Origin of the sequence: Rhodococcus sp. KRD197 (assembly GCF_017168235.1) — a bacterium.
Classification (GTDB): Bacteria; Actinomycetota; Actinomycetes; order Mycobacteriales; family Mycobacteriaceae; genus Rhodococcoides.
Genome location: NZ_JABFAO010000001.1, coordinates 226,008 through 246,411, shown reverse-complemented (window position 1 = coordinate 246,411; position 20,404 = coordinate 226,008). Strand labels below are relative to the sequence as shown.

General features: G+C 63.1%; 19 protein-coding genes. 5 read left to right on the top strand and 14 right to left on the bottom strand.

Translation table 11 applies throughout. The features are described 5' to 3' along the window. Entirely contained in the window at nucleotides 1-765 is a 765-nt protein-coding gene (madM, locus tag J1M86_RS01150) for a malonate transporter subunit MadM (protein ID WP_206508478.1), read from the top strand. Between the two features lie 2 nt (nucleotides 766-767). Here madM and J1M86_RS01145 read toward each other — a convergent pair whose 3' ends face one another. From J1M86_RS01145 to J1M86_RS01125, 5 genes are all read right to left on the bottom strand, one after another. Next, on the bottom strand, nucleotides 768-2,084 hold the full coding sequence (locus J1M86_RS01145) for a CdaR family transcriptional regulator (RefSeq protein WP_206508476.1): 1,317 nt from the start codon (nucleotides 2,082-2,084) through the stop codon (nucleotides 768-770). Next, entirely contained in the window at nucleotides 2,081-3,514 is a 1,434-nt protein-coding gene (locus tag J1M86_RS01140) for an NAD(P)/FAD-dependent oxidoreductase (RefSeq protein WP_206508474.1), read from the bottom strand. The genes J1M86_RS01145 and J1M86_RS01140 overlap by 4 nt, the downstream gene beginning before the upstream one ends. Further along, a complete protein-coding gene (locus tag J1M86_RS01135; RefSeq protein WP_075840973.1) occupies nucleotides 3,511-5,388 on the bottom strand; it encodes a DUF3556 domain-containing protein in 1,878 nt (625 codons plus the stop codon). The genes J1M86_RS01140 and J1M86_RS01135 overlap by 4 nt, the downstream gene beginning before the upstream one ends. Nucleotides 5,389-5,483: 95 nt before the next feature. Then, nucleotides 5,484-6,968: a class I adenylate-forming enzyme family protein gene (locus J1M86_RS01130; RefSeq protein WP_206508472.1), complete on the bottom strand. Its 1,485-nt coding sequence runs from the start codon at nucleotides 6,966-6,968 to the stop codon at nucleotides 5,484-5,486. A gap of 212 nt (nucleotides 6,969-7,180) precedes the next feature. Then, nucleotides 7,181-7,903, bottom strand: coding sequence for a carotenoid oxygenase family protein (locus tag J1M86_RS01125; RefSeq protein WP_083668152.1), 723 nt, complete (start codon nucleotides 7,901-7,903; stop codon nucleotides 7,181-7,183). Between the two features lie 58 nt (nucleotides 7,904-7,961). On the opposite strand from J1M86_RS01125, the gene J1M86_RS01120 reads away from it, so the two are divergent. Next, complete coding sequence (locus J1M86_RS01120) at nucleotides 7,962-8,375, top strand: helix-turn-helix domain-containing protein (protein ID WP_206508470.1); 414 nt, start codon at nucleotides 7,962-7,964, stop codon at nucleotides 8,373-8,375. A 90-nt stretch (nucleotides 8,376-8,465) separates the two neighbouring features. Here the strand turns inward: J1M86_RS01120 and J1M86_RS01115 are convergent, their stop codons facing one another. The 9 genes from J1M86_RS01115 to J1M86_RS01075 form a co-directional block, all read right to left on the bottom strand. Next, the gene (locus J1M86_RS01115; RefSeq protein WP_206508469.1) at nucleotides 8,466-9,050 is read right to left on the bottom strand and encodes a TetR/AcrR family transcriptional regulator; all 585 of its coding nucleotides are present in this window, start codon (nucleotides 9,048-9,050) and stop codon (nucleotides 8,466-8,468) included. Beyond that, entirely contained in the window at nucleotides 9,043-9,879 is an 837-nt protein-coding gene (locus J1M86_RS01110; protein WP_206508465.1) for an alpha/beta fold hydrolase, read from the bottom strand. Before J1M86_RS01110 ends, J1M86_RS01115 begins: the two co-directional genes overlap by 8 nt. 116 nt (nucleotides 9,880-9,995) lie before the next feature. Continuing rightward, nucleotides 9,996-10,568 carry a TetR/AcrR family transcriptional regulator gene (locus J1M86_RS01105; protein WP_241259395.1) on the bottom strand — a complete coding sequence of 191 codons (573 nt, stop codon included), beginning with the start codon at nucleotides 10,566-10,568 and terminating at the stop codon, nucleotides 9,996-9,998. Between the two features lie 39 nt (nucleotides 10,569-10,607). Continuing rightward, nucleotides 10,608-11,483, bottom strand: a complete 876-nt coding sequence (locus J1M86_RS01100) for an SDR family NAD(P)-dependent oxidoreductase (RefSeq protein WP_206508462.1) — start codon at nucleotides 11,481-11,483, stop codon at nucleotides 10,608-10,610. Nucleotides 11,484-11,662: 179 nt separating this feature from the next. Beyond that, entirely contained in the window at nucleotides 11,663-12,958 is a 1,296-nt protein-coding gene (locus tag J1M86_RS01095; RefSeq protein WP_206508458.1) for a lipase family protein, read from the bottom strand. Nucleotides 12,959-12,978: 20 nt separating this feature from the next. Further along, nucleotides 12,979-14,577 carry a GMC oxidoreductase gene (locus J1M86_RS01090; RefSeq protein WP_206508456.1) on the bottom strand — a complete coding sequence of 533 codons (1,599 nt, stop codon included), beginning with the start codon at nucleotides 14,575-14,577 and terminating at the stop codon, nucleotides 12,979-12,981. A 100-nt stretch (nucleotides 14,578-14,677) separates the two neighbouring features. Continuing rightward, complete coding sequence (locus J1M86_RS01085; protein WP_206508454.1) at nucleotides 14,678-15,229, bottom strand: TetR/AcrR family transcriptional regulator; 552 nt, start codon at nucleotides 15,227-15,229, stop codon at nucleotides 14,678-14,680. 89 nt (nucleotides 15,230-15,318) lie between these two features. Further along, complete coding sequence (locus J1M86_RS01080) at nucleotides 15,319-16,737, bottom strand: APC family permease (RefSeq protein WP_206508452.1); 1,419 nt, start codon at nucleotides 16,735-16,737, stop codon at nucleotides 15,319-15,321. Nucleotides 16,738-16,825: 88 nt separating this feature from the next. After that, nucleotides 16,826-18,070 (bottom strand): aminotransferase class III-fold pyridoxal phosphate-dependent enzyme, encoded by a 1,245-nt coding sequence (locus J1M86_RS01075; protein ID WP_206508450.1) that lies wholly within the window; start codon nucleotides 18,068-18,070, stop codon nucleotides 16,826-16,828. A 130-nt stretch (nucleotides 18,071-18,200) separates the two neighbouring features. On the opposite strand from J1M86_RS01075, the gene J1M86_RS01070 reads away from it, so the two are divergent. From J1M86_RS01070 to J1M86_RS01060, 3 genes are all read left to right on the top strand, one after another. Continuing rightward, nucleotides 18,201-18,797 carry a TetR/AcrR family transcriptional regulator gene (locus tag J1M86_RS01070; protein ID WP_206508448.1) on the top strand — a complete coding sequence of 199 codons (597 nt, stop codon included), beginning with the start codon at nucleotides 18,201-18,203 and terminating at the stop codon, nucleotides 18,795-18,797. Nucleotides 18,798-19,085: 288 nt separating this feature from the next. Then, nucleotides 19,086-19,469 (top strand): BlaI/MecI/CopY family transcriptional regulator, encoded by a 384-nt coding sequence (locus tag J1M86_RS01065; protein ID WP_075840983.1) that lies wholly within the window; start codon nucleotides 19,086-19,088, stop codon nucleotides 19,467-19,469. Beyond that, nucleotides 19,466-20,383: a M56 family metallopeptidase gene (locus J1M86_RS01060; RefSeq protein ID WP_206508444.1), complete on the top strand. Its 918-nt coding sequence runs from the start codon at nucleotides 19,466-19,468 to the stop codon at nucleotides 20,381-20,383. Before J1M86_RS01065 ends, J1M86_RS01060 begins: the two co-directional genes overlap by 4 nt. Nucleotides 20,384-20,404 lie beyond the last annotated feature (21 nt).

Here is a 20,404-nt window from a genome sequence, read left to right as displayed (position 1 = left end):
ATGGAACTGTTCACTTCAGTCTTCGAGAAGAACGCCCTGCTGCTGGCCTTCGTGGTGGTCGGAGCCTTGATGCTGCTGTCGGGCTGGATGTCCAAGACGCTGACGCGAGGCAGACTGCACGGATCCGCCATTGCGATCATTCTCGGCCTCGCACTGGCCTATTGGGGCGGTGTGTCGACCGGCGGAGACAATGGGCTGGCCGATATCGCAATATTCTCCGGGCTGGCGTTGATGGGCGGCTCGATGCTCCGCGATCTGGCAATCGTGTCCACCGCCTACGGCGTCGACCTGCAGGAGATCAAGCGAGCCGGCGTGACGGGCGTGCTGTCGATCGTGTTGGGCGTGACGGTGTCCTTCGTCGTCGGCGCGGCCATCGCCGCAGCGTTCGGCTACCGGGACGCGGCGTCCTTGGTGACCATCGGTGCCGGTGCTGCGACCTACATCGTGGGTCCGGTGACCGGAACAGCGGTGGGTGCGAGCTCGGAGGTGATCGCGCTGTCCGTGGCTGCCGGTTTGGTGAAGTCGGTCTTCGTGATGGTCGGTACCCCGATGATCGCGCGACTGATCGGTCTGAACAATCCGAAATCGGCGATGGCGTACGGCGGGCTCATGGGAACCACATCCGGTGTGGCCGGCGGACTCGCAGCCACCGACAAGCGTCTGGTGCCGTACGGAGCCATGACCGCAACCTTCTACACCGGAGTCGGCTGCCTGCTCGGTCCGTCCCTGTTCTACGTGGTGATGAGGGCAGTCGTCGGCGGGTGAGGTCAGGCCGGTTTGAGTACCGTGGGGCCGAGGAACTCGCAGACTTGCAGGGCCAATGCCAGGTCCAGTTTGTCGGTGCTCACCGTGTGCTGGTCCAGCGCCTTGTTGATCCGATATTTCACGGTGTTGCGGTGCAGATTGAGATATTGAGCCGCGCGCAGATGACTTTCATCGTGCGAGAAGTATGCGTTCAGGGTCATCCGGAGCACGGCAGCGCCGGGTGTGTCTTCGGCCAGTACCCCGAGTCTCTCCCACACCCATGCACGGGTCGAGTCGAGATTCTGGGCGAGCAAGGACACAATCGCAACGCCCTTGTCGCCGAACCCGACGACGGAGCGGGTGGGGGTACCCGGAACGGTCGCGACCGAGTACGCCGCACGGGCCTGCTCGTGCGAGCGACGAAACCCCTGAATTCCATGTGCAGGTAGCCCTGCAGCGAGCCTGGTCGACTCGTCGAGGTCCAGTACCGAGGACAATTCCGTGGTGTCGAGTGCAGACGTCCGCGAGCCGAGCGGAATCCATGCCCACACTGTCCGTCGGTCGATCGCGGTGATGATCGGTGGCCCATCGGACCTGACGAAAGAAGCCGTGCGGCGGGCAATTTCATCTATCGAGCCGAGGGTGGTGGTCGCGTCGGGAGCGCTGTTCCACACGACGAGCGCCAGGTGGTTCTGATCGAGCCGATATCCGGTCTGATTCTCGAACGCCGTGGAGCTTTCGCCCTTGTCGGCCAGCAGTGCGTGAATTGTGGAGGAATGCACGTTGCCCTGGGCGCCGATCCACCGCCTACGTTCGTTCTCGTAGGCATCGAAGACGAACAGGGTTATCCAGTCGATGTAGTTGTAGATTACGTCGGAAATATGTTCCAGGACAGGAAGGTCGAGGCCGGCGTCCAGTTCGAGCTTGTGTATTTCAGCGAAACACTGGCGCATCATCTCGTTCTGCCCCATGTGGTACGCCCGCACCAGTGAATTCGACGGGACATCCCGCTGGGCAAGGCGCAAGGCGTACTCGACCGCAGCTGTTGTGGGCTGCAGATGGTCGACGGGTATGTCGTTGGCCAGTACATGAATGATGGTGGATATGTTCCCGTGCACGGACGCTTCGAGCAGTTCGACCAGGACCGGATCTTCGTCGAGCTGGTCGATGTCATGCGCGAGAAGATTGGTCATGGAGCGCACGACTTCGGTTTCCCGGGCCGCCAACGACCGTGCGATGCCAGCGACAGCGACTAGGACGTCGTCAGCCGCTGTTTCCGGTACATGGGCCAGTCGTCGACGTGCCACGGCTCGGCGGTCCTGGGCGCCTGGGCTTGTCATCGAAAGGCCCCCGTGGACTTCTGCAGGTATCGCAGCGCCGATTCGGCGGCGTTGAAGCCGCACATGCCGTGTGCGCCGGCTCCGGGTGGGGTCGATGCAGAGCAGAGATAGACCCCAGGGATGCCGATACTGTAAGGATCGAGGGCAATTCGGGGTCTGAGTACCACCTGCAGCTCGGTGTTCGCGCCTCCGATTATGTCGCCGCCGAGGTAGTTGGGATTCGATTCCTGTAGATCAGCTGGTGATGTCACGGCTGTCGCGACGATGATGTCACGGAAGCCCGGTGCGAATCGCTCGATCTGGGCTGTCACGGCTTCCGTTGCATCTCCGGTGTACCCGTTGGGCACGTGCGCGTAGGCGTACAGAGGGTTGATCGACCCGGCCGATCGCGTCGGGTCGGCGACATATTGCTGACCGACAAGAACGAACGGGCGTGACGGCATTCTTCCCTGAGTCACGTCTTTTTCGTTTGCTGCGATCTCTTCGAACGATCCACCGAGGTGAACGGTGCCGGCACGGGCACACTCGGAGTTGGTCCACGGAACATCACCGTCGATCGCGAAGTCGACCTTGAAGGCTGCCGGTGCTCGTCGAAACTTCCTGTAGGCCTTCGCAACACGACTCGGTACGGCGTCACCGTAGATACCCAGCGCGGCGCCGGGTGAGGTATCGAGAAGAACGACGTCGGCCTGTGGGATGTCGGAGCCTGTGCGAACGGTGACTCCGGTGTCGATCTTGCCGCCCCAGTCGAGCAGCATCGAGGCCAGCGACTGTGAGATCGATTGCGAACCGCCCTCTGCCACCGGCCACCCGTAGCGATGCCCGGATGCGGTCAGCATCAGCCCGACGGCCGAGGTGGCGGGCCGGTCCAGCCGGTAGTACGCGTGCGCGGCAACGCCCCCGAACAGGGCCTTCGCCTTCTCTGTCCGCCACCACCGCGCAGCCACCGTCGCCGGCAGTAGGGCTCGAGGGCCGAAAGCTACGAGAGGCAAAGGGTGCCGGGGCACGTTGGCGATGGGGCGCATGAGGTCTGCCGCGAGGACGTCGTAATTACGAGCGATGTCTCCGAACATCGCTTTCCAGCGACGCCCGTCGGGGCCGAGGCCCTCGGCGGTGTCATCGATGGAGCGATGAATGAGCCCGGCGTCACCACCGTCGAGGGGATGTGCGCAATCGACGTCGGCCCATTTCCAGTTGAGGCCGTAGCGTTCGAGGTCGAGAGTGGCGAGGTACGGAGACCCTATGCCCATCGGGTGAAACGCTGAACACAGGTCGTGGATCACGCCCGGTACCGTCAGCTCGCCGCTGCGCGTTCCACCACCGATCGTGTCGGCTGCCTCGAGCACCTGAACGTCCACGCCGGCGCGGGCGAGGCGTACTGCGGCAGCGAGCCCATTGGGCCCGCTGCCGACGACGACGGCCGTGCTCATACTCGATTACCGCGCTGCGACGTGGGTGCGACAACGGAGTCTCCGGACTCGGTTGAGGTGGTGTCGCGCATCTTCGGTTCCTCTACGGTGCCAGGGTCGGTCGCGGCGCGGTTGGCGTCGATATCCAGCGTCCATGTTACGTTCACCGGGATCGGGCCGTTCGGCAACCAAGGCTGCTCGTTGATGGCATCGGCAACCTTGTACGTACCGCGTTCGATGACGCCCAGTGCGGCGTCTATGACCTGGTACTCCTGGTAGTTCTTGTGAATCGGTTGCGATTCGATCCACACCACCAGGAACTCGCCCGGAGCGAAGTTGCATCGGCGCTGAATTGCTGCGATGAGCTTGTCGTCGTGCAGATGCCCGTCTCCGAAGTTGAACGCGACGATCGAATTGCACGAGAATTCGCCCTCGCGCAGGGTGTAGGTATCGATGTCGTCCCCGAGATGATTCATCATCAGCGAGAACAGGGCACGTCCCTGGCTGTGCAGCGAACGCCAGCCGAGGAGCTGGTGCATCACCACATCGGCGACCTCGGGTGGATAGCTCGCCAGGAGCTGCGTGCGAGTGTTCTGGCTGGGACGCTTGATGAACTGATCGAGCTTCTCCTCGCAGCCAGGGGCGAATGCCCACGTCGCAGAAGCCCAGTTTCCGGCGTACTGCCGCATCGACGGAAGGAAGGAGACCAGATCGGGTCGAAGATTTCCGAGGATGGGGAAGAACACCAGAGCGGCAACGATGAGTGCGAGCAATGCGGGGGAGGAGAAGTCCCACACGGCGTAGCCGTCGGCATTGGGGAACCCGAGGAACAGGAACACCGAGGCGAACGCGAAGAGCAGGTTCCACTCGAGCGGAACGGCAAGTGGGAAGGTGGAGGTGATGAACAGGTGGAATGCCACCATCAGTGCGACACCGGCAAGTGCAACAACAGCATTGGTGGTGAAGAGCAGCACGAGAGGCGTAGCGACCTCGACCAGAGTTCCGAGGACGTGCCCGACGCCACCGGCGACCTTGGACGGGCGAAGGTCATGGGGGAAGTTGCGGTAGTGGGCTCGCTTGAGCGCCTTCGACGAAATCCACGGCGTGTTCGACAGCATCGGTGGGATCACCATGGAGAAGTGGTGGCCGAGCTTGGAGATTCCGGCACCGACCCACACGGTCACGATGAGCAGTTTGAGGGCGATGATCATGTCGACGAAGGGCAAAAATCCGAAGAACAGCACCGCCGGGAAGTACTGTTCACCGCGGGCCGCGATGAAGATGACCTTGTCTCGCAGTCCGATCACCACAAGCAATGCCGCGAGCGAGATCATCAGTGCCGGACGTACCAGGCCGTTGTTGTCCGCGATAGCGGCGTCGATCGAACTCGTGTGAATGCCGGGAAGAGCCAAAGCAACAACGATATTCACCAGAACTGCGGCGTATACGATGACGTCGAACACGGTGCGGGTGTCGCCTGCGGTGAGTGGAACCTTGCCCGGCCATGGTGGAAGGCGAATGGTTCCCGGACGAAGCCAGAACAGGGCGCCGCCCATCATGGGTTTGAAGTGCCCGGCCAAAGGACCCCAGGATCCGCCGAGCCCTACCGTTTCCAGTAGGAGGGTCCAGAGCAGCAGCTTCTGGTAGACGATCGGTTGATTCCACCAGGCCGAGATGTCGAGTGGACTGTGGCCGGAAGTGAGGGTGGCTACTGCAACGCCGATACCGATGTAGAGGACGAGCAGTTTCAGGATGTAGATCGTGTGGACCATTTTCGGGGTGCCGAAGCCGTGGTCGGCCCAGTGGGTCGACATGGCCCGCAGACGCTCGCGGAATGGTAGATCGAGGAACGTGGCGGGGTCGACTTGCGGGAAGTTTCCTTCTTTGAATCCCATGAGTACTCCTGTTTCGGAAGGGAATTGGGCAGCAGCTATCGACTCGACTGGGTCACCCAGTGAGTGGTCTTGTGGAGAGATGTGGACGGCTGTGTTCAGCTCACGGGTTCGGCCGTGGGTGTGCGTAGCGCCAGGCGAAGACCGGGCTTGTCGATCTTGCCGACAGGGTTCCGCGGCAAGGCGTCGACCACGTTGATGGCAACGGGGAGTTTCACTTTCGCGACCCGATCACGCAGATGGTCGAGCAAGCTCGCCGACGTTGCATTCGAGTTCGGATAGGTCACGACGTACGCGACGGGGACTTCCCCGTAGACCTCGTCCGGCGCACCTACTACGGCGGCTTCGAGAACCTCGGAATGGGAGGTCAGTGCGTTCTCGATCTCTTTGGGATAAATGTTCTCGCCGCCGCGGATGATCATGTCTTTGATGCGGTCGACGAGAGTGAGGTAGCCGTCCTCGTCGAGGCGGCCCACGTCGCCGGTGCGCAGCCAACCTTCGACGACTGTGCGCGAGGTCTCCTCGGGTCGGTCGAGATAGCCGCGCATGACGTTCGGGCCGGAAATGAGAACCTCTCCGACGGCACCGACTGGCAGGAGTGTTCCCAGCTCATCGGCGATTGCGATGGTTTGGCCAGGCAGCGCAGGACCGACCGTTCCCAATTTGCGCACCCCGCTGGGAGGATTGCAGGCTGACGCGCACGTCCCCTCCGTGAGCCCGTAGCCCTCGATGATGGCGTACCCGAATCGAGACTCGGCTCGGTCGAGCAATTCCTTGGAGATGGGTGCGGCTCCACATACGGCGAATCGAAGTGAGGAGGTGTCAGAGACGATGTCGTCTGGTTGAGCGGTCAGCAGCGCGTAGATCGTCGGGACCGCCGAGAAGTACGTTGGGCGCAGCCGTGCGACGTCGTCGAAGAATCGTGAGGGTGAGAATCTGCCGGTGATACTGACCTGTCCGCCTACCGACAGCGGGGCGAGCACGCTCACGCAGATCGCGTTGACATGGAACAGCGGCAAGATGAGAAGGCTGTGGTCGTCACTGGTCAGCTCGAAGTGCTTGGCCATCGCACCGGCCATGTATTGCAGATTGGAGTGGGTCAGTTCGACCCCCTTCGGGCGTCCGGTGGACCCGGAGGTGTAGATCAACAAAGCCAGGTCGTCCGGGTGCGGAATGTCGTTTCCGTGCTGGCCGTGTTCGGCTGTGGAGGAGTCGAAGTCACTGATCGACCGGGTGACTACCCCCGCAATCGGCGGCTGCCCGTCCTCGACGATGGTCAGAATCGCACGCGCATCGCCCACCTGGTAGCTCGCCTCGATGCTGGTGAAGGTGGGGTTGACCGGCGTCGCTACTGCACCGATCCTCCACGCAGCCATAATGGCAACCAGCAACTCGACGCGGTTGGGAAGCATTACCGCAATGACATCGCCTGCTTCGATTCCGTCGGCCACCAGAGCGGAGGCGAAAAGGTCTATGCGCGTCGAGAACTCGCCGTAGGTCAGTGCTTTTTCGTCGTCTCGAACACACGGCCTCGCAGCTCGTTCAGATCCTGCGTTCCATGGAAAGTAGTCAATGCCGGACACGATGTGCGATCCCCTCGTCGGTGCTGTGATCCAGAACACTAATTGCCTGTGTCATGGATCGATACGGCCTACGAGGCCAGACTTTCCAAGCCTTGTTGTCCCCGGAGCACAAGATTCGCCGGCGTCGGGACCGAGTTCGGCCAGCCCGGCGGCCTTGTCGGCGATCATGATGGCGGAACGACCATTTCACTTTCTCCGCGCACGACGCACTGTCAGCTGGGCTCGGCGACGATCCCGTCCAGTACGGCCGCGTCGGCCCAGCTGCCGTGGAAGCCGTTGGGGATACGAACCGGCAGCTTGATGCGGGTGAGCGGCTGATCGGAAGGGTTGGCTGCGTCGTGCACCAGTACCTCGGTCAGCCGCGTCAACGGATGCCACCACAACGACAGCAGATATCCGTCGTCCTCGCCCGTGCTGTTCGCGCGCGGAACGAACACCGGCTCGCTGGGGCCCGCGAGGGGCGCAGGCGCACCGTAGAACTGGTCGGTGCCGCGCAGATGATCGTGGCGGGTGATCTTCTCCGACATGTAGTAGCCGAATCTGTTCTCGCGCCCGACGAGTCGGTCGTCGATGCGAGGAAGGTCGCCGTTTATGTCGTTGATCTGGATGCTCTTCACAGCACCGGTCACGGTGTCGACGCGCCATTCCCACGGGTAGCTTTCGGCTCCGAGGAATTCGTGCGGGTGCATCGGTGAGTTCAGACGATCGACCGGGGTTCCGAATTGCGTGGAACGGTGCCCTCGCACCACCACCTCGTCGCCGATCTCGAACGCATTGTAGAAATGCGATGGGAGCGAGGAATCGCCGATCTCGTGGCGGGTGATGTCGTGGGTGCGTCGATCGAGCAGGATCAATTGTGTTCCCCCGGGAAGTTCGTCGTCGTTCCAGACGACGCCGGGCTTGCCCTGCGCGACGTAGTCGAAACGCAATTGCAGTGGTGAGACGAAGAGGTCTGCCGCGCAGACCCTGCCGCATGGCGTTGTCGGCCTGGGAGTGACGGGCCGAGGAGCGGACGGCCTGCGAGACGCCGTAGTGGCGGCCCGGGAAGCGCTGAGGGTGGGTCGACTCCACGAGAGTGCCGGCGTATGGGCCTACGACGACGTCTCGATGACGGCGTCCCTGACCAGCGACCCAGTGGCGACGGCGCTGTTCCTCAGGCATACCCTCGACGGCCTGACCGGTGACGATGCGAAGACCGTCGCTTTACGGGAGACACTCGGGTCGTATCTCAGACACGGGCGCAGCCGCGTCGCTGCCGGGCGAGAGCTGCACGTCGTTCCGAACACCGTCGCGTACCGCGTGCGCCAGGCCGAGGCGCTGCTCGTCAACTCGTCACTCGACACCCCTGCACTCAGGGTCGCTTTGGACCTCGCTCACGAATTGCCTTCTCTGCTTCGAAATACGTGACCACCTGAAGTGGTTGTGGCCTTTGCGATTTGATCAGTTCAGCGGCTACGTGGACAGGAATGCCCGATGGTTCGACAAATGCGACGGCACTCATGACGATTTCGTTTGAGGGGGCGGTGCCTGGAGTCCGCGGTCGATGAAGCCGATGATCCAGTCGAAGCTGTCGTCGACGTCGGTGCTGACCTGGAACCCGCCGGCTGTTTCGAGGGTGACGAAGCCATGAAGCTGGCTGCGCAACATGCGTAGGGCGTGGATCTGCTGTGAGGGTTCGATGTGGTAGCCGTGCAGCATGGCGCTCCAGGAGTCCATGACTCGATTGGCCGCTGCGATGAGCGGATCATCGGGACCGGTGATCTCGGCCGCATTGCCGGCGGCGTACCGGCCCGGGTGTTCTCGGACCCAGACACGCATGGCTCGCGCTCCGGACTCGAGGGCATCGCGGCCAGCCCGCCCTTGGATGGCATCGCGAATGACATCGGCGAGTTCGGTCGTGGCCAGCACACCTATCCGGTGTGCGAGGTCGACCATGCCGTCGACATGCTTGTACAGCGAGGGGGGTTTGACGCCGAGTCGCTCGGCGAGCAGGCCCATGGACAGGCGCGAGAAGCCGACCTCGTCGGCGAGTTCGGCCCCGGCTTCGGTGACCGACGACGGCGCGAGCCCGGCCCTAGGCACGGGGGAGAGTCCGAGCCAGGAAGGGCAGCGTAAGCGCAAGTGTCTGCTCGGGCGCTTGGGCGTGCGGGTAGTGCCCGACGCCGTCGAGAACGGCGAGCTCCCCGAGGCCTGTCGGCAGGTCGGCGATGATCTTCTCTCCTTCTGCGCGGGGGTCGGTCCAGTCGGGGTCCGCGCTGCCCTCGACGACCAGGACGGGGCAGCGGACGTTCTTCAGCTGCTCGCCGGCGTCGGTGGGCTTGGACTTGCACATCGCTTGAAGGGCCTTCATTCTGCCTGGCTCGCGGAGCGTGTCCTTGATGCGGTCCAGTTCGGTATCCCAGTCAGCGGGCTTGGTCGGATACGCCAGGTCGAGGTACTTCTCCCAGGCTTTCAGGCTGCCCGTCATCACGGTCTGGCCGAGCAGCATGACCGCGCTGCGGTAGCTCTTGTTCGTGAGCAGTCCACCGACGGAGTAGGACACAGCGCGCGTGAACGGCGCCAGCTCGATGACCCCGGTGATCGACTCGGGGGCGGTGGCGGCGGCAACGGTGGCGGCCCCGCCGCTGATCGAATGGCCGATGATCACGGCCGGCCCACCCAAGTGACGCACGAGCGTCACCAGGTCACCAGCGATGTCGGTGCGGCTGTAGCCGTCCCATCCGAGACTGGATTCACCGCAACCTCGAAGGTCGACGTTCGCTACCCGGTACCCGGCCGACACCAGTGCAGGGGCGAGGAAGCGGTAGGCGTGCCGACTGTCGCCGATGCCGTGCGCGAGAACTACGAGCGGACCCTCACCGGTCAGTTCGTAGGCCAGCGTGTTCCCGTTGATGCTCAGGTGTTCGTTCATCTTGTCTCCAGATCCGAGTGGCTAATAGGCATAGCTACAAGCTAATGCCAATAGCTTTTGAAGTCAAGGCCACCGGACCGGGCGAAATTTTTTGCGTCCGCACTGCGGTGTCGCAGCTACCGCTGGACGGCCTGAACCAGTGTTGCGACGAGTTCTTCGCCGGTGGTATTCCATTTCTCTTGGCCGAGGTGGCCACTCAATTCCATGTTGGCAATACCTTGCGCGCTCGACAGGAGAAGTGCGCCGTACCTACGCGCATCCTGATCACCCACCACGCTTGCGACGATGGCGAGGAATCGGTCCTGCGATGCTCCGACCGCTTGGGCGGCAACGGTCGGGTCACCAGCGGGTGGGGCGAACATGAGAATGTACAGGTGTGGGCGTTCGCGACCTATGGTGATCAAGGTGAGGAGCGCCTGTTCGAGTCGGGTGGCCGGGTCGACTTCGGTGTCGGCGATCAGTCTGTCCAGCGCGAGGGTGACCTCACCCCATGCGTCGAGTGCAAGCTGGGTGAGCAAGTGTTCTTTGTCCTTGAAGTGTCCATAGGGCGCTCCCCTGGAAACGCCCGCCCTAGCTCCTACCGCTCGAAGGGTCACTGCCTCCGGCCCTCCAGAATTGAGCAGTTCGAGCGCCGACTCGATCAGCGCCGCTCGTGTCGCTGCGGCGGATTCGGCTCGTGAGACCATCATTCGAGCGTAGTCGACACTGTCATGCCGACGGAGCAGCGATCAGCGTGCGGGCTCTTTCGGAAAATGTGGCCGGAGGTTCGCTGCGGCGACGCGGTCGAGGGTGCGATCGGGGAGGATCTTGGCCAAGCGAGTGAGCATTGCGGCGTCACGTCCGATTGTGTAGCGAGTCTTGGGTTTCCGTGTTGTGACCGCTTTGGCGATGACGACCGCGGCGGCGTCGGAGGTGACGCCGGTTTCAGTGAACGCGGTGGCTTGATTGATGATGGCGTGCATGAGCGGGCCGTAGTGCTGGCGCTGGTCCAGTGACATCTCCTCGACAAATGCCCGTGCGCGTTCGATGCCGTGGCCCGTCATCTCGGTCTTCACACCGCCAGGTTCGACGACGACCACCTGAACGCCATGTGATGCGACTTCTCGTCGAAGGGCATCGCTGACTGCTTCGAGTGCGAACTTCGCGCCGGCGTAGGCACCGTATGTACCCATTGCGACCTTTCCGCCCACAGAGCTGATGTTGACGACGCGGCCGTGGCTTCGACGCAGAAACGGCAGCATCGCCTGTGTGAGCGCGATATGGCCGAAGAGGTTGACCTCGAACTGAAGTCGCCATTGGTCGAGAGGCAAGGTCTCCACCGGAGCGTTGACTGCGATGCCGGCGTTGTTGACGATCGCACGCAGACTTCGCATCTCAGGGTCGGCGTCGATTCGGTCGACGAGCGCATCGATGTGTTCGGGGATGGTGATGTCGAGGATGACTGGTTCGATGTTCTCTGCGCGGATCGTGTCTGCATCGCGCGGGCGTCGGACGCCGGCCAGGACGTGGTAGCCCTGCTTGGCCAATGCGCGCGCGGTTGCTGCTCCCATGCCTGTGGATGCACCTGACACGACGATGAGTTCGTTTTGAAGTGACGTTGTCATATGGATACCCTGGGCCACTCCTGTGACATTGTCAAGTGAAATGCTCGCCCCGTTCCTGGGCATTCATGGCTGTAGACCTGTCGAGGGCAGGTCCAAAAACGATAGCGGGGCCGCGTCCGGGTAGCTTCTGTTGCGCTGTACGAAGCTCCGCACTCCCCGCCAACGCCAACGGTCGAAGATCAGTCGAAGGTGCATGCTGCCAGCGGGACATCGGCGAACCGGTCCATCAGGAACTGGGCAGCTCCACCGCCGTAACCGTCGATCAGCTGCGGCCCGAAGTGGTTCGGCAGCACCACACCTTGCAGAATCGGGGGCAGTTGATTGCTACGGAAATCGACCGACGCGCCCTGGCCGCACCAGTCCAGCGCCAACTGTCTGGCCTGGCCGTACGGAATCGTGTCGTCGTTGATTCCGCTGGTGATCAGGACCGGAGCGTTCGGTGTGCGTTCGCCGATGCGTTGCTCGTCGAAAATACGTCCGGCCTCGGGAATGGTGCGCACATTCTCGAGCAACGACTTGCCGTCTTTTGTCAACGACTCCGTGCGCAGAAATGGTCGCTCGAGAATCGTGTCGCCGATGCATTCCGTCGACAGCTCGTTCAGAACCGCCTTGCCATGATCGGTGAGCCTCTCGTCGACGAGCGAGCGCAGAGTCGGGTCTCGCTCGACGAGTCCGTTCAACGCATATCCGATGACGCCGCCGATCAGCGTCCCGTCGACCTTCCCCAGCACGTCGAGTAGATCGGCGGTAGGTGCCCCGGCCCACGTTCCCTTCAAGTCGAGTTCGGGCGCGTACTCCGCCGCGAGTTCGGCGGCGGCCGCCGCAGCTCCGCCACCCTGGGAGTAACCCCAGATACCGATCGGTGCATTCGGGTCACCGGACAGTTCGTTCGCGGCACGGGCACCGTCGAGAACCGCATGGGCCCCCTCCGGCCTGCTCACGTACGTGTGCACACCGGGCGTTCCCAATCCGATGTAGTCGGTGACGAACACGTTCGCACCCATCGACCCCCATAGAGTCGACGACAGCAACTCCTGGTTGAACGAGATCGACAGTGGTTGCGCTACAGCATTGATCGCGGTCGGAAAGGAGCGTGATGGAGCGCATTGGTCGCCCTGGCCCATCGTGCCCGGTGCAACGACGATCGTCGGGCGCGGTCCGGCACCCCGCCACTGCACCTCGGTCTCGATGAACGTACCGGTGACCGCGATAGGTGCGTCGTCCTGAGTGCGTGAGGTGTACATGACTCGCTGTGCCTGCACCGGATACGCACCGTCCACACCGGGCAGAGCAGCGAACAGTGACATCGGTTGTGTCCGAAGAACGGCCCCTGGGTCATCGACGAGCTGCAACGGCGGCACGTAGAACTCATCCAGGGGATCGGCATGCGCTGCCGAGGTACCGAGGACGATCATCGAGGTAGCAAGGACCGCAGTGCCGACGAGGCCGCGAATCATGCTGCGATACAAGCGCATTTGGTTCTCTCTGTCGAAGATCAGATGGCGGTGTCGAGATCGCGGGCGACGATGTTGTCCAGGGCTCGTTCGGCGAGCGCGGCAATGGTCATGGACGGGTTGCAGGCGGCGGTGTTGCCGGGCATGAGCGCACCGTCGAGCACATACAGTCCGGGTTGGCCGTGCACTCGACCGTCGAGGTCGCACACCGGGCCCATGTTGGCCCCGCCCAACGGATGCCAGGTGGACGGGAACAGCGCATTCGTGTCGGTCAGCATGCTGCCCGAACCGGCGATTCGACGAACTGTCGGATCGATCGATCCGACCTGAATGATGGAGTCTCCCTCGGCCGGCCAGTGCAGCTGTGTCTGATCTCGCGCGGAGTCGTAGCCGAAGTGACCGCGACCGTTGCTGACTCCGTATCCGACGAGCACGGTGCTGCGGGCATCGACGGACAGCGGTGGTATCGATGCCTGAATCACGGTGTGTGCAGTACGCGGGTCGTCCCAGTTCAAGCTGCCGAACACCACCGGGCCGCCCTGCGGCGCACCGAATTGCTGCTCGATGCTGGACCATACGTAGATACGGTCGGCGTTGGTGCCCCAGCCCTGCCCGAGTTCGTCCGGCAGATCTGGAATGGCCCCGGTGGCGCTCGCACGAACGAGCATCTTGGTGGTATTCAGGCTTCCCGCCGCCATGATCAGCGCGCCGGTGGTCAGAATCTTGTTCTCCAACACCGTTCCGTCGGAATCGATCCTGTCCACCAGCACGGTCCAACGACCGTCGGCTGCGCGTTCGATTCCGGTGACATTGTGTTGCGTTGCCACGGTGGCCAGGCCTGTGGCCTCGGCCGCCGCGATGTAGGTGACATCCACAGAATGCTTGCCGCCGTTGTTCACTCCGAATCCGCCCGCACCGTTGGTGTACGACGGCTTCATCACCCCACGCGTCTCGTCGAGGGCGTAGTTCCAGTCGATCGGCATCGGGATCTTCGACACCGGCAGGCCCGCTCGACGCGCATTGTCCGCGAAGACCCGCGCTGCTTGGTAGTTGGGAGTTGCGATCAGTTCATCAGGAGCCAACTCGAGCTTCAACATCCGCGCGACGCGAGGGTAGTGGACTGCGTTCAGCGTGGTCCAGTCGAGATCGACCGGAAAGTGTTCCTCGAACACAGCCTGGGACGGCTGCAGACTCATGCCCTGATAGATCAGGGATCCGCCGCCCACAGCCGCTGCGCACAGCGCGGTCATGTTGTCACCTGAGACAGCCTCGAGCAGACCGACGTACGGATCGAAGGGAACGGGCTTACCGAATAGATTGGGACCCCCGCCGTACCACAGCATCCGCTTGTCCGGCGCGGTCGGATCAGGGAAGGTATCGGCATTCGGGCCTGTGGGCCAACGCCTTCCGCGCTCGAGTACCAGTACCGGTACGCCCGCCTGGGCCAGGCGCAACGCGGCGACGCCACCGCCGAACCCTGACCCGATGACGATCACACGGTGGTCTTCACGGGTGAGCGGTACCTGTGTGCGCCGTCCACTGCTGCCGGTGGCTGCCCGAGCAATACCTGTGCCCGAGATTGCAGCCAAGCCCGCAACCGCAGTTGCACCCAAAAATGACCGACGGTTGAGATTCGACACGTTCCCCCCATGGTTGCGGACATGCACGCATAGAGACTCGGGTCACATGTGCGCGGTGCAAAACTAGACAGAAGTTGGTTCCAGTGTCAAGTTTGTACCGTCAGTCGAACGGCAGGACCGGCACCAGCCATCGCCGAAGGTAGCGGCGCAGACCGTCGTCGTCGTGTATCGACGGGTCGCCGAACAAGATGACCGACAGGCCCACCCGAACGAGCACGCCCTCGATGTCTTCGAACAGTGCCGAATCGAAACCTGGGTTGCGTTCGATGTACCCGTCGAGGAATTGGCGAACCACCGGTGCGGCTCGATCCATCATGTCCGCGTCGAACAGTGGGTTCGCATTTCCCGAGCGCAGCAAAGAGTTCAGTACCGGTTCCCGATGAATGAGATTGCGACTGGCGACGATTGTCTCGACGACGAACTCCGTCGGCGTCTCGGCCTGGTCGGACTTCTTACGGATATCGCCGATTACTTCGACGACGAGTCCGACCATCGCCTCGGAGATCATGTCCTCACGCGTGGTGAAGATCGTGTAGATCGTCTGGCGCGTGACACCCGCAGCACGCGCCACTGCCGCAATAGTGACGTCCTCGAAACCGGATTCGGCGATCAACCCCAGCGTCGCATCCAAGATCTTCTGTCTCGAGCGCATGATCCAATTATGACTGCCATTCCCGGATCCTTGCGGAATTCCGAGAGAGGACCATCTCGACCCTGCAGGTTGGCTGTTTTCCTACTCGCTCATCTCGTTGCGATCTCCTCGGACTCGTACGACTCGGTCTCGCCCGCTGCTGGTTGGGAACGGACTCCCCAAAGGACCCCTGCGGCCAGGGCGATGCCGAGAACCGCAGGCAAGCTGTTGGCCACCAACGAGTTGGTTCCGGTCAGGGTGGAGTAATTGGCGATGATGAAGCCCACGCCCACTGCGATACCGACGCCGCCGACCATAGGTGCGACCAGGGTGGTCCAGATCCGTGGATCACGCCGGCGACGGAAGTAGACGATCGCCGCGATCGACACGAGTACCTGAAGTCCGATGACGCCGACGGTGAACAGACCGGTGAGTGACGTGCCGAGGCCGATGTATGGTTCAGCCCCCATCACCGCGCACACCAGGAGCACGATCGCGGTCAGGCCTGCGACCGCGTCGCTGGCCCGATGTGGCGATGCGTGGCGTGCATGGACTGCCGACAGAGTGCGGGGGAGTGCCTTTTCGCCCGCGAGAGTGTGCACATAGCGCGTAGTTGCATTGTGAAGGGCGAGAAGGCATGCGAGCAGGCTTGTGCAGAAGAAGATCTGCATGATTGTCAGTGTGAGATTGCCCGCGTTCGCGGCAGTCAGCATGAAGATGAACGACCCTTCGCTTTCGGTGGCCGAGGCGACCACGTCGTCGACGCCGATGCTTCCGATCACCAGCCAGGTCGTCAGTACATAGAACGCGGCAATCGCAGCTATAGCACCGAAAGTTGCTCGCGGAATAGACCGTTCGGGTTCCTTGGCCTCCTTGGCGTAGATGATGGCCGACTCGACGCCGATGAACGACGTGAAGCCCACCATGAGCGCCGGCCCGAGTTGCCCCGAAAAGACTTGGTCGGGAGAGAAGACGTCGAGCGGCAGTGCAGGCAGGCCGTGCTTGACGAGGATGGCGATGTCGAGCACCACCAGAATGGCGAACTCAGCGATCATGAAGGCGAGGAGAAGCTTGGCGGATGAATCGACCGATCGGCGGCCGAAGACGGCGACAACGGTCATTGCCGCTACGGTCCACGCGAACCACGGCAGTTCGATGCCGAGTCCGGCGAGGATGAGATTGGAGAAGTATCCGAACCCGGTTGCCAGTGCCAGCACTCCGGCGAAATAGGCGACGGCGATCGCGTATGCGGTACCGCGGCCGAGGCGGGGGCCGAGACCTGCCGTGACGAACGCCGCGAAGCCGCCGGCGCTCGGGACGGCTCGACTCATCGCCACATACCCGGCAGCGGAGCACGCGATGAGAATTGCGGCAATCAGGAAGGCCACCGGGAGACCGGCTCCGTTGCCCAGGATGAGGCCGATGGGCACGTTGCCGATCACCACTCCAAGGGGAGCCGCGGCCGCGACGACGAGCATGACTATGCGCCCGGTGGTCAGGCTGCCCCGTAGCTGGGGCTGCGTGCTCACCTGGACGCCTTGATGGGGGATGAAACTCTTGTGGTCGACATATGTGCTCCTGGAGTTGGTTTGGTGGATGGCAGACCGAGGCGCAGGTTCATGGCCTTGTGCGCGCGAGATCGGTGAAGGCGGCATCAGTGCGCTCGAGCGCGGCGGCGATGACTACGGGCGTATGCGCCGACGAGAGAAACATGTTGTGCCAGGGATGAAGGATGACGCCGTGCCGCACCGCAGCGGCGGTGAACGCGAAAGCAGTGGTGAGCTCGTCGTCATCGCCGAACCGCAGCATGGGCATCGAGACCGGACCGGTCTGAACCAGGTCGAAGCCGTGGTCCGCTGCCTGCCGTGCGAGCCCGGTTCTGAAGTCGGCACCGGCGCGCGTCAGTTCGGCCAGACCGCCCTCGCGCAGAATGCGTGTTGTCTCGATCGACGCCGCCATGGCGACGGAGCCCATCCAGAACGAACCCGTGACGTAGACCTCGGATGCCGCATCGGCCAGAGCGTCGATTCCGGTCACGGCTGAGAACGCGTAACCGTTGGCGATGGCCTTGCTGAACGCCGTGAGATCGGGTCGCACTCCGATTGGCTCCCAGCTGCCGGCCATGTCGATGCGAAAACCCGTGCGGACCTCGTCGAGGATGAGGACGATGCCGAGTTTCGTCGCGAGTTCTCGCACCCCGCGTGCGAACTCGGGCCGCACCTCCTCTTGGTCGACCATGGCGTCGTGCTGATGCGGCGTGAGGATGATGGCAGCGACATCGCCGTCGGCCGAATCAACTGCGGCCTTGACGGATTCGAGATCGTTGTAGGTGAACTCGACGATATTGGCGCGGTCCTCGGCCGTCACACCGGCAGGCATCGGGGTGAACCACGGGGTCGCGCCGTGGTATGCCGACGTGGCTTTGAGCAGCTTCTTGCGTCCGGTCGCGGCGCGCGCGATCACGACGGCCATGCTGGTCGCGTCGGCGCCGTTCTTGGCGAACATTGCCCAGTCGGAGTGAGCGACCGTGTCCACCAGATTCTCGGCGGCTTCGACGAGCACCGGAGTGGGTCCGGCGATGGCATCGCCCAGGCGCTGGTGAACGCCCGCGGCCGCGTCGACCTTGGCGTTCGCGTATCCGACCACCATCGGCCCGAAGGCGCACATGAAGTCGACATAGTCGTTTCCGTCGACATCCCACACCATGGCGCCTTCGCCGCGGGCGTAGAACTGCGGAAATCCCTCGGGCAGTACTTTTTGGACGGAGAGGTGGCCGTACATTCCGCGTGGAATGACCGCCGCTGCCCGGGCGCGCAGTGCAGCATCCGCGTCGAGTGTGCGTGGTGAGATGGCGATTGTCATGGTGTCCTTCAGTGGTCGGTGATTCTGATGCCTTTCGCCAAGTTTGTAGGACAGCTGTCCTAAATAGATTTCGTTGGTGTTCCGGTCGCGTAAAATAGGTCAGACGTCCGATAAAAGAGAGAAGGCGCCAGTGCCGAAGGTTGTCGACCACAGTCAGCGTCGCGTCGAGATCATCGAAGCAGCGTCACGCGTCATCGTCCGTAGCGGTCTCAACGGCATGACGATCCGCGAGGTTGCAAGGGAGGCGGGCGTGTCCAACGGGGTGATCGACCACTACTTCGACAGCCGCGACGACATCGTCATCTCTGTCCACCGACGGGCGTACGCGCAGGTGGCCGAACGTTGGGCGCGGAAGCTCGACGGGCGATCGGGACTCGATGCGTTGCGCCTGCTGCTGCTCGAAGCGCTTCCGCTCGACGAGGAAAGGCATCGGGAGGCTCGTCTGGACATGAGCTATTGGGCAGCGGCAGTCGCGTCGCCCGCGCTCAACGATGTTCGACGCCAATCGATTGCCGAGGCTCGCAGATGGTGGTCGAGGCTTCTCGACGAGGGGAGGCTCGAAGGTCGGATTCGTACCCGTGTTTCGGATGACGTCATTCTGGACGAGATTCAGGTCCTGATCGACGCGCTCAGCCTGCAGGCGGTGATGAACCCGGATGACATGCCACCCGAGCGCCAGCTCGCTCTCGCTGAGTCGTTGCTGGCGCGCCTGGTTCAGTCCTCGTGAACGTGCGCAGCACGTAGAAAAATGAGATTGTCGCGCTTCCGAATGCTCAGATCGGGGATGCGAGCGTTGCGTTGTAGAGGGTCAGGATCGGGTCGATGAGAACTGTTCCTGTGGGACTATCTAGTTGCACGGATTCTCCGGTGGCCTCGGTCATTCGAACCCCTTCCTGGCGATGATAATGACAGCCTTAACCGTTGTCGCAGGCGTCGCAGAAAGCTCGTTGTCCTCCACAGCGCTCTTCGAGCGTGTGGTTGCGTAATCTGGAAACCGTGAGAAGTGGCCGAGGTCGTGCGTAGGGGTTCTGGTGAGCTCGAGGAGTCGATTCTTCGTCTTCTCGGGGAGCACCAGGAGCTGTCGGTGTCCGATGTCCGCGAGCGTCTGAGCGCCGATCTTGCCCATACGACGGTGATGACGGCGCTGGTTCGGCTCCGTGAAAAGGGACTGCTGACTCGTCGGCGAAAAGGTCGCTCGTTCATCTATGCCCTGCAGGCCCCGTACGAGGATCTGCCCGCACTGCGCGCGGCGATCCGGATGCGTAGCGAACTCGACGCCAGGGAGGAGCGCGCCGACGTCCTGGCCAATTTCGTGGCGGCGTTGGGCCCGGACGACGAGGCGGTCCTGCGTGAGCTGCTCGCCCGTGATCGCAGCAACCAGGACCCGGATCCGTCGTGAGCGGGTTCGGGGTCGCCGTGGCTCTGCCGTGGGTTGCATCCGCGGCACTGCACGTCTACTGCCGTCGCGTCGATCGTGATCTCACCCCACCCTGGGCGGTGATCGCGCTCCCCACGCTTGCTGCAGCGTCGGCGCTTTCGGTCGTCGCCTCGCTCGTAGCCGTGGCCACAGTGTCGTTGTCCTTGACGGCTCTTCCGATCCGCGCAGTCGGCGTGCTGGCGGTGTGCTTTCTTCTCTGGCGCCTGATCCTCGCGATGGCGCATCTGAGAAAGATGGTCGCCAGTGCGCGCGTGGCATCGGCCTTCGGTAGGGAGGCTGCAGGTAGGGAGGCTGCAGGTAGGGAGGCGGGGAGTAGACGTGGCACGGTCGTCGTGGATTCGCCCGAGCCCGACGCGTTCGCGGTGCCGTCGGGTGGTGGCGCAGTGGTGGTCACGACCGGTCTCGTCGACGCTCTGTCCGGTGCAGAACTGCGGGCGGTGATCGAACACGAGCGAGCGCACCTGCGTTTTCGTCATTCGATGTGGACGCAGATCTGCGAGGTAGCTGCCGTGATCGATCCGTTGCTGCGTCCGGTGGTCGACCGCGTGCGCCATGCCGCGGAACGTCACGCCGACGAAATCGCCGCGAGGCACGGCCGCGCCGTGACGATGACCGCACTCGCACGGACCGCGCTGCTCGGTGCGGATCGAAAAAGAGGCGCTGCGTCCTACGCCCTACCCGGTACCGGCGGTGATGTTCTCGCGCGGGTGCGGGCTCTGAGCGGCCCCCCGCCCGGCCGCCAGCGTGTGGTCGTCGTCATCGCCGGCGTGGTTGTGCTGATGCTGTTTTCGGTGGTGTCGTTGGCTCTGCTCGACGTTACCCAGGATGTGTTGTTCCCGGAGCCGGGTGAGGCGCCCACGTCCGTTCTGCGGTGACCACTCTCGACCGCGGGGGCC

Coding starts and splice junctions, on each gene's coding strand:
- J1M86_RS01140 (WP_206508474.1), bottom strand. CDS start 3,514: ATGAGCACGGCCGTCGTCGTCGGCAGCGGGCCCAATGGGCTCGCTGCC.
- madM (WP_206508478.1), top strand. CDS start 1: ATGGAACTGTTCACTTCAGTCTTCGAGAAGAACGCCCTGCTGCTGGCC.
- J1M86_RS01075 (WP_206508450.1), bottom strand. CDS start 18,070: ATGACAATCGCCATCTCACCACGCACACTCGACGCGGATGCTGCACTG.
- J1M86_RS01145 (WP_206508476.1), bottom strand. CDS start 2,084: ATGACAAGCCCAGGCGCCCAGGACCGCCGAGCCGTGGCACGTCGACGA.
- J1M86_RS01100 (WP_206508462.1), bottom strand. CDS start 11,483: ATGACAACGTCACTTCAAAACGAACTCATCGTCGTGTCAGGTGCATCC.
- J1M86_RS01105 (WP_241259395.1), bottom strand. CDS start 10,568: ATGATGGTCTCACGAGCCGAATCCGCCGCAGCGACACGAGCGGCGCTG.
- J1M86_RS01095 (WP_206508458.1), bottom strand. CDS start 12,958: ATGCGCTTGTATCGCAGCATGATTCGCGGCCTCGTCGGCACTGCGGTC.
- J1M86_RS01085 (WP_206508454.1), bottom strand. CDS start 15,229: ATGCGCTCGAGACAGAAGATCTTGGATGCGACGCTGGGGTTGATCGCC.
- J1M86_RS01135 (WP_075840973.1), bottom strand. CDS start 5,388: ATGGGATTCAAAGAAGGAAACTTCCCGCAAGTCGACCCCGCCACGTTC.
- J1M86_RS01110 (WP_206508465.1), bottom strand. CDS start 9,879: ATGAACGAACACCTGAGCATCAACGGGAACACGCTGGCCTACGAACTG.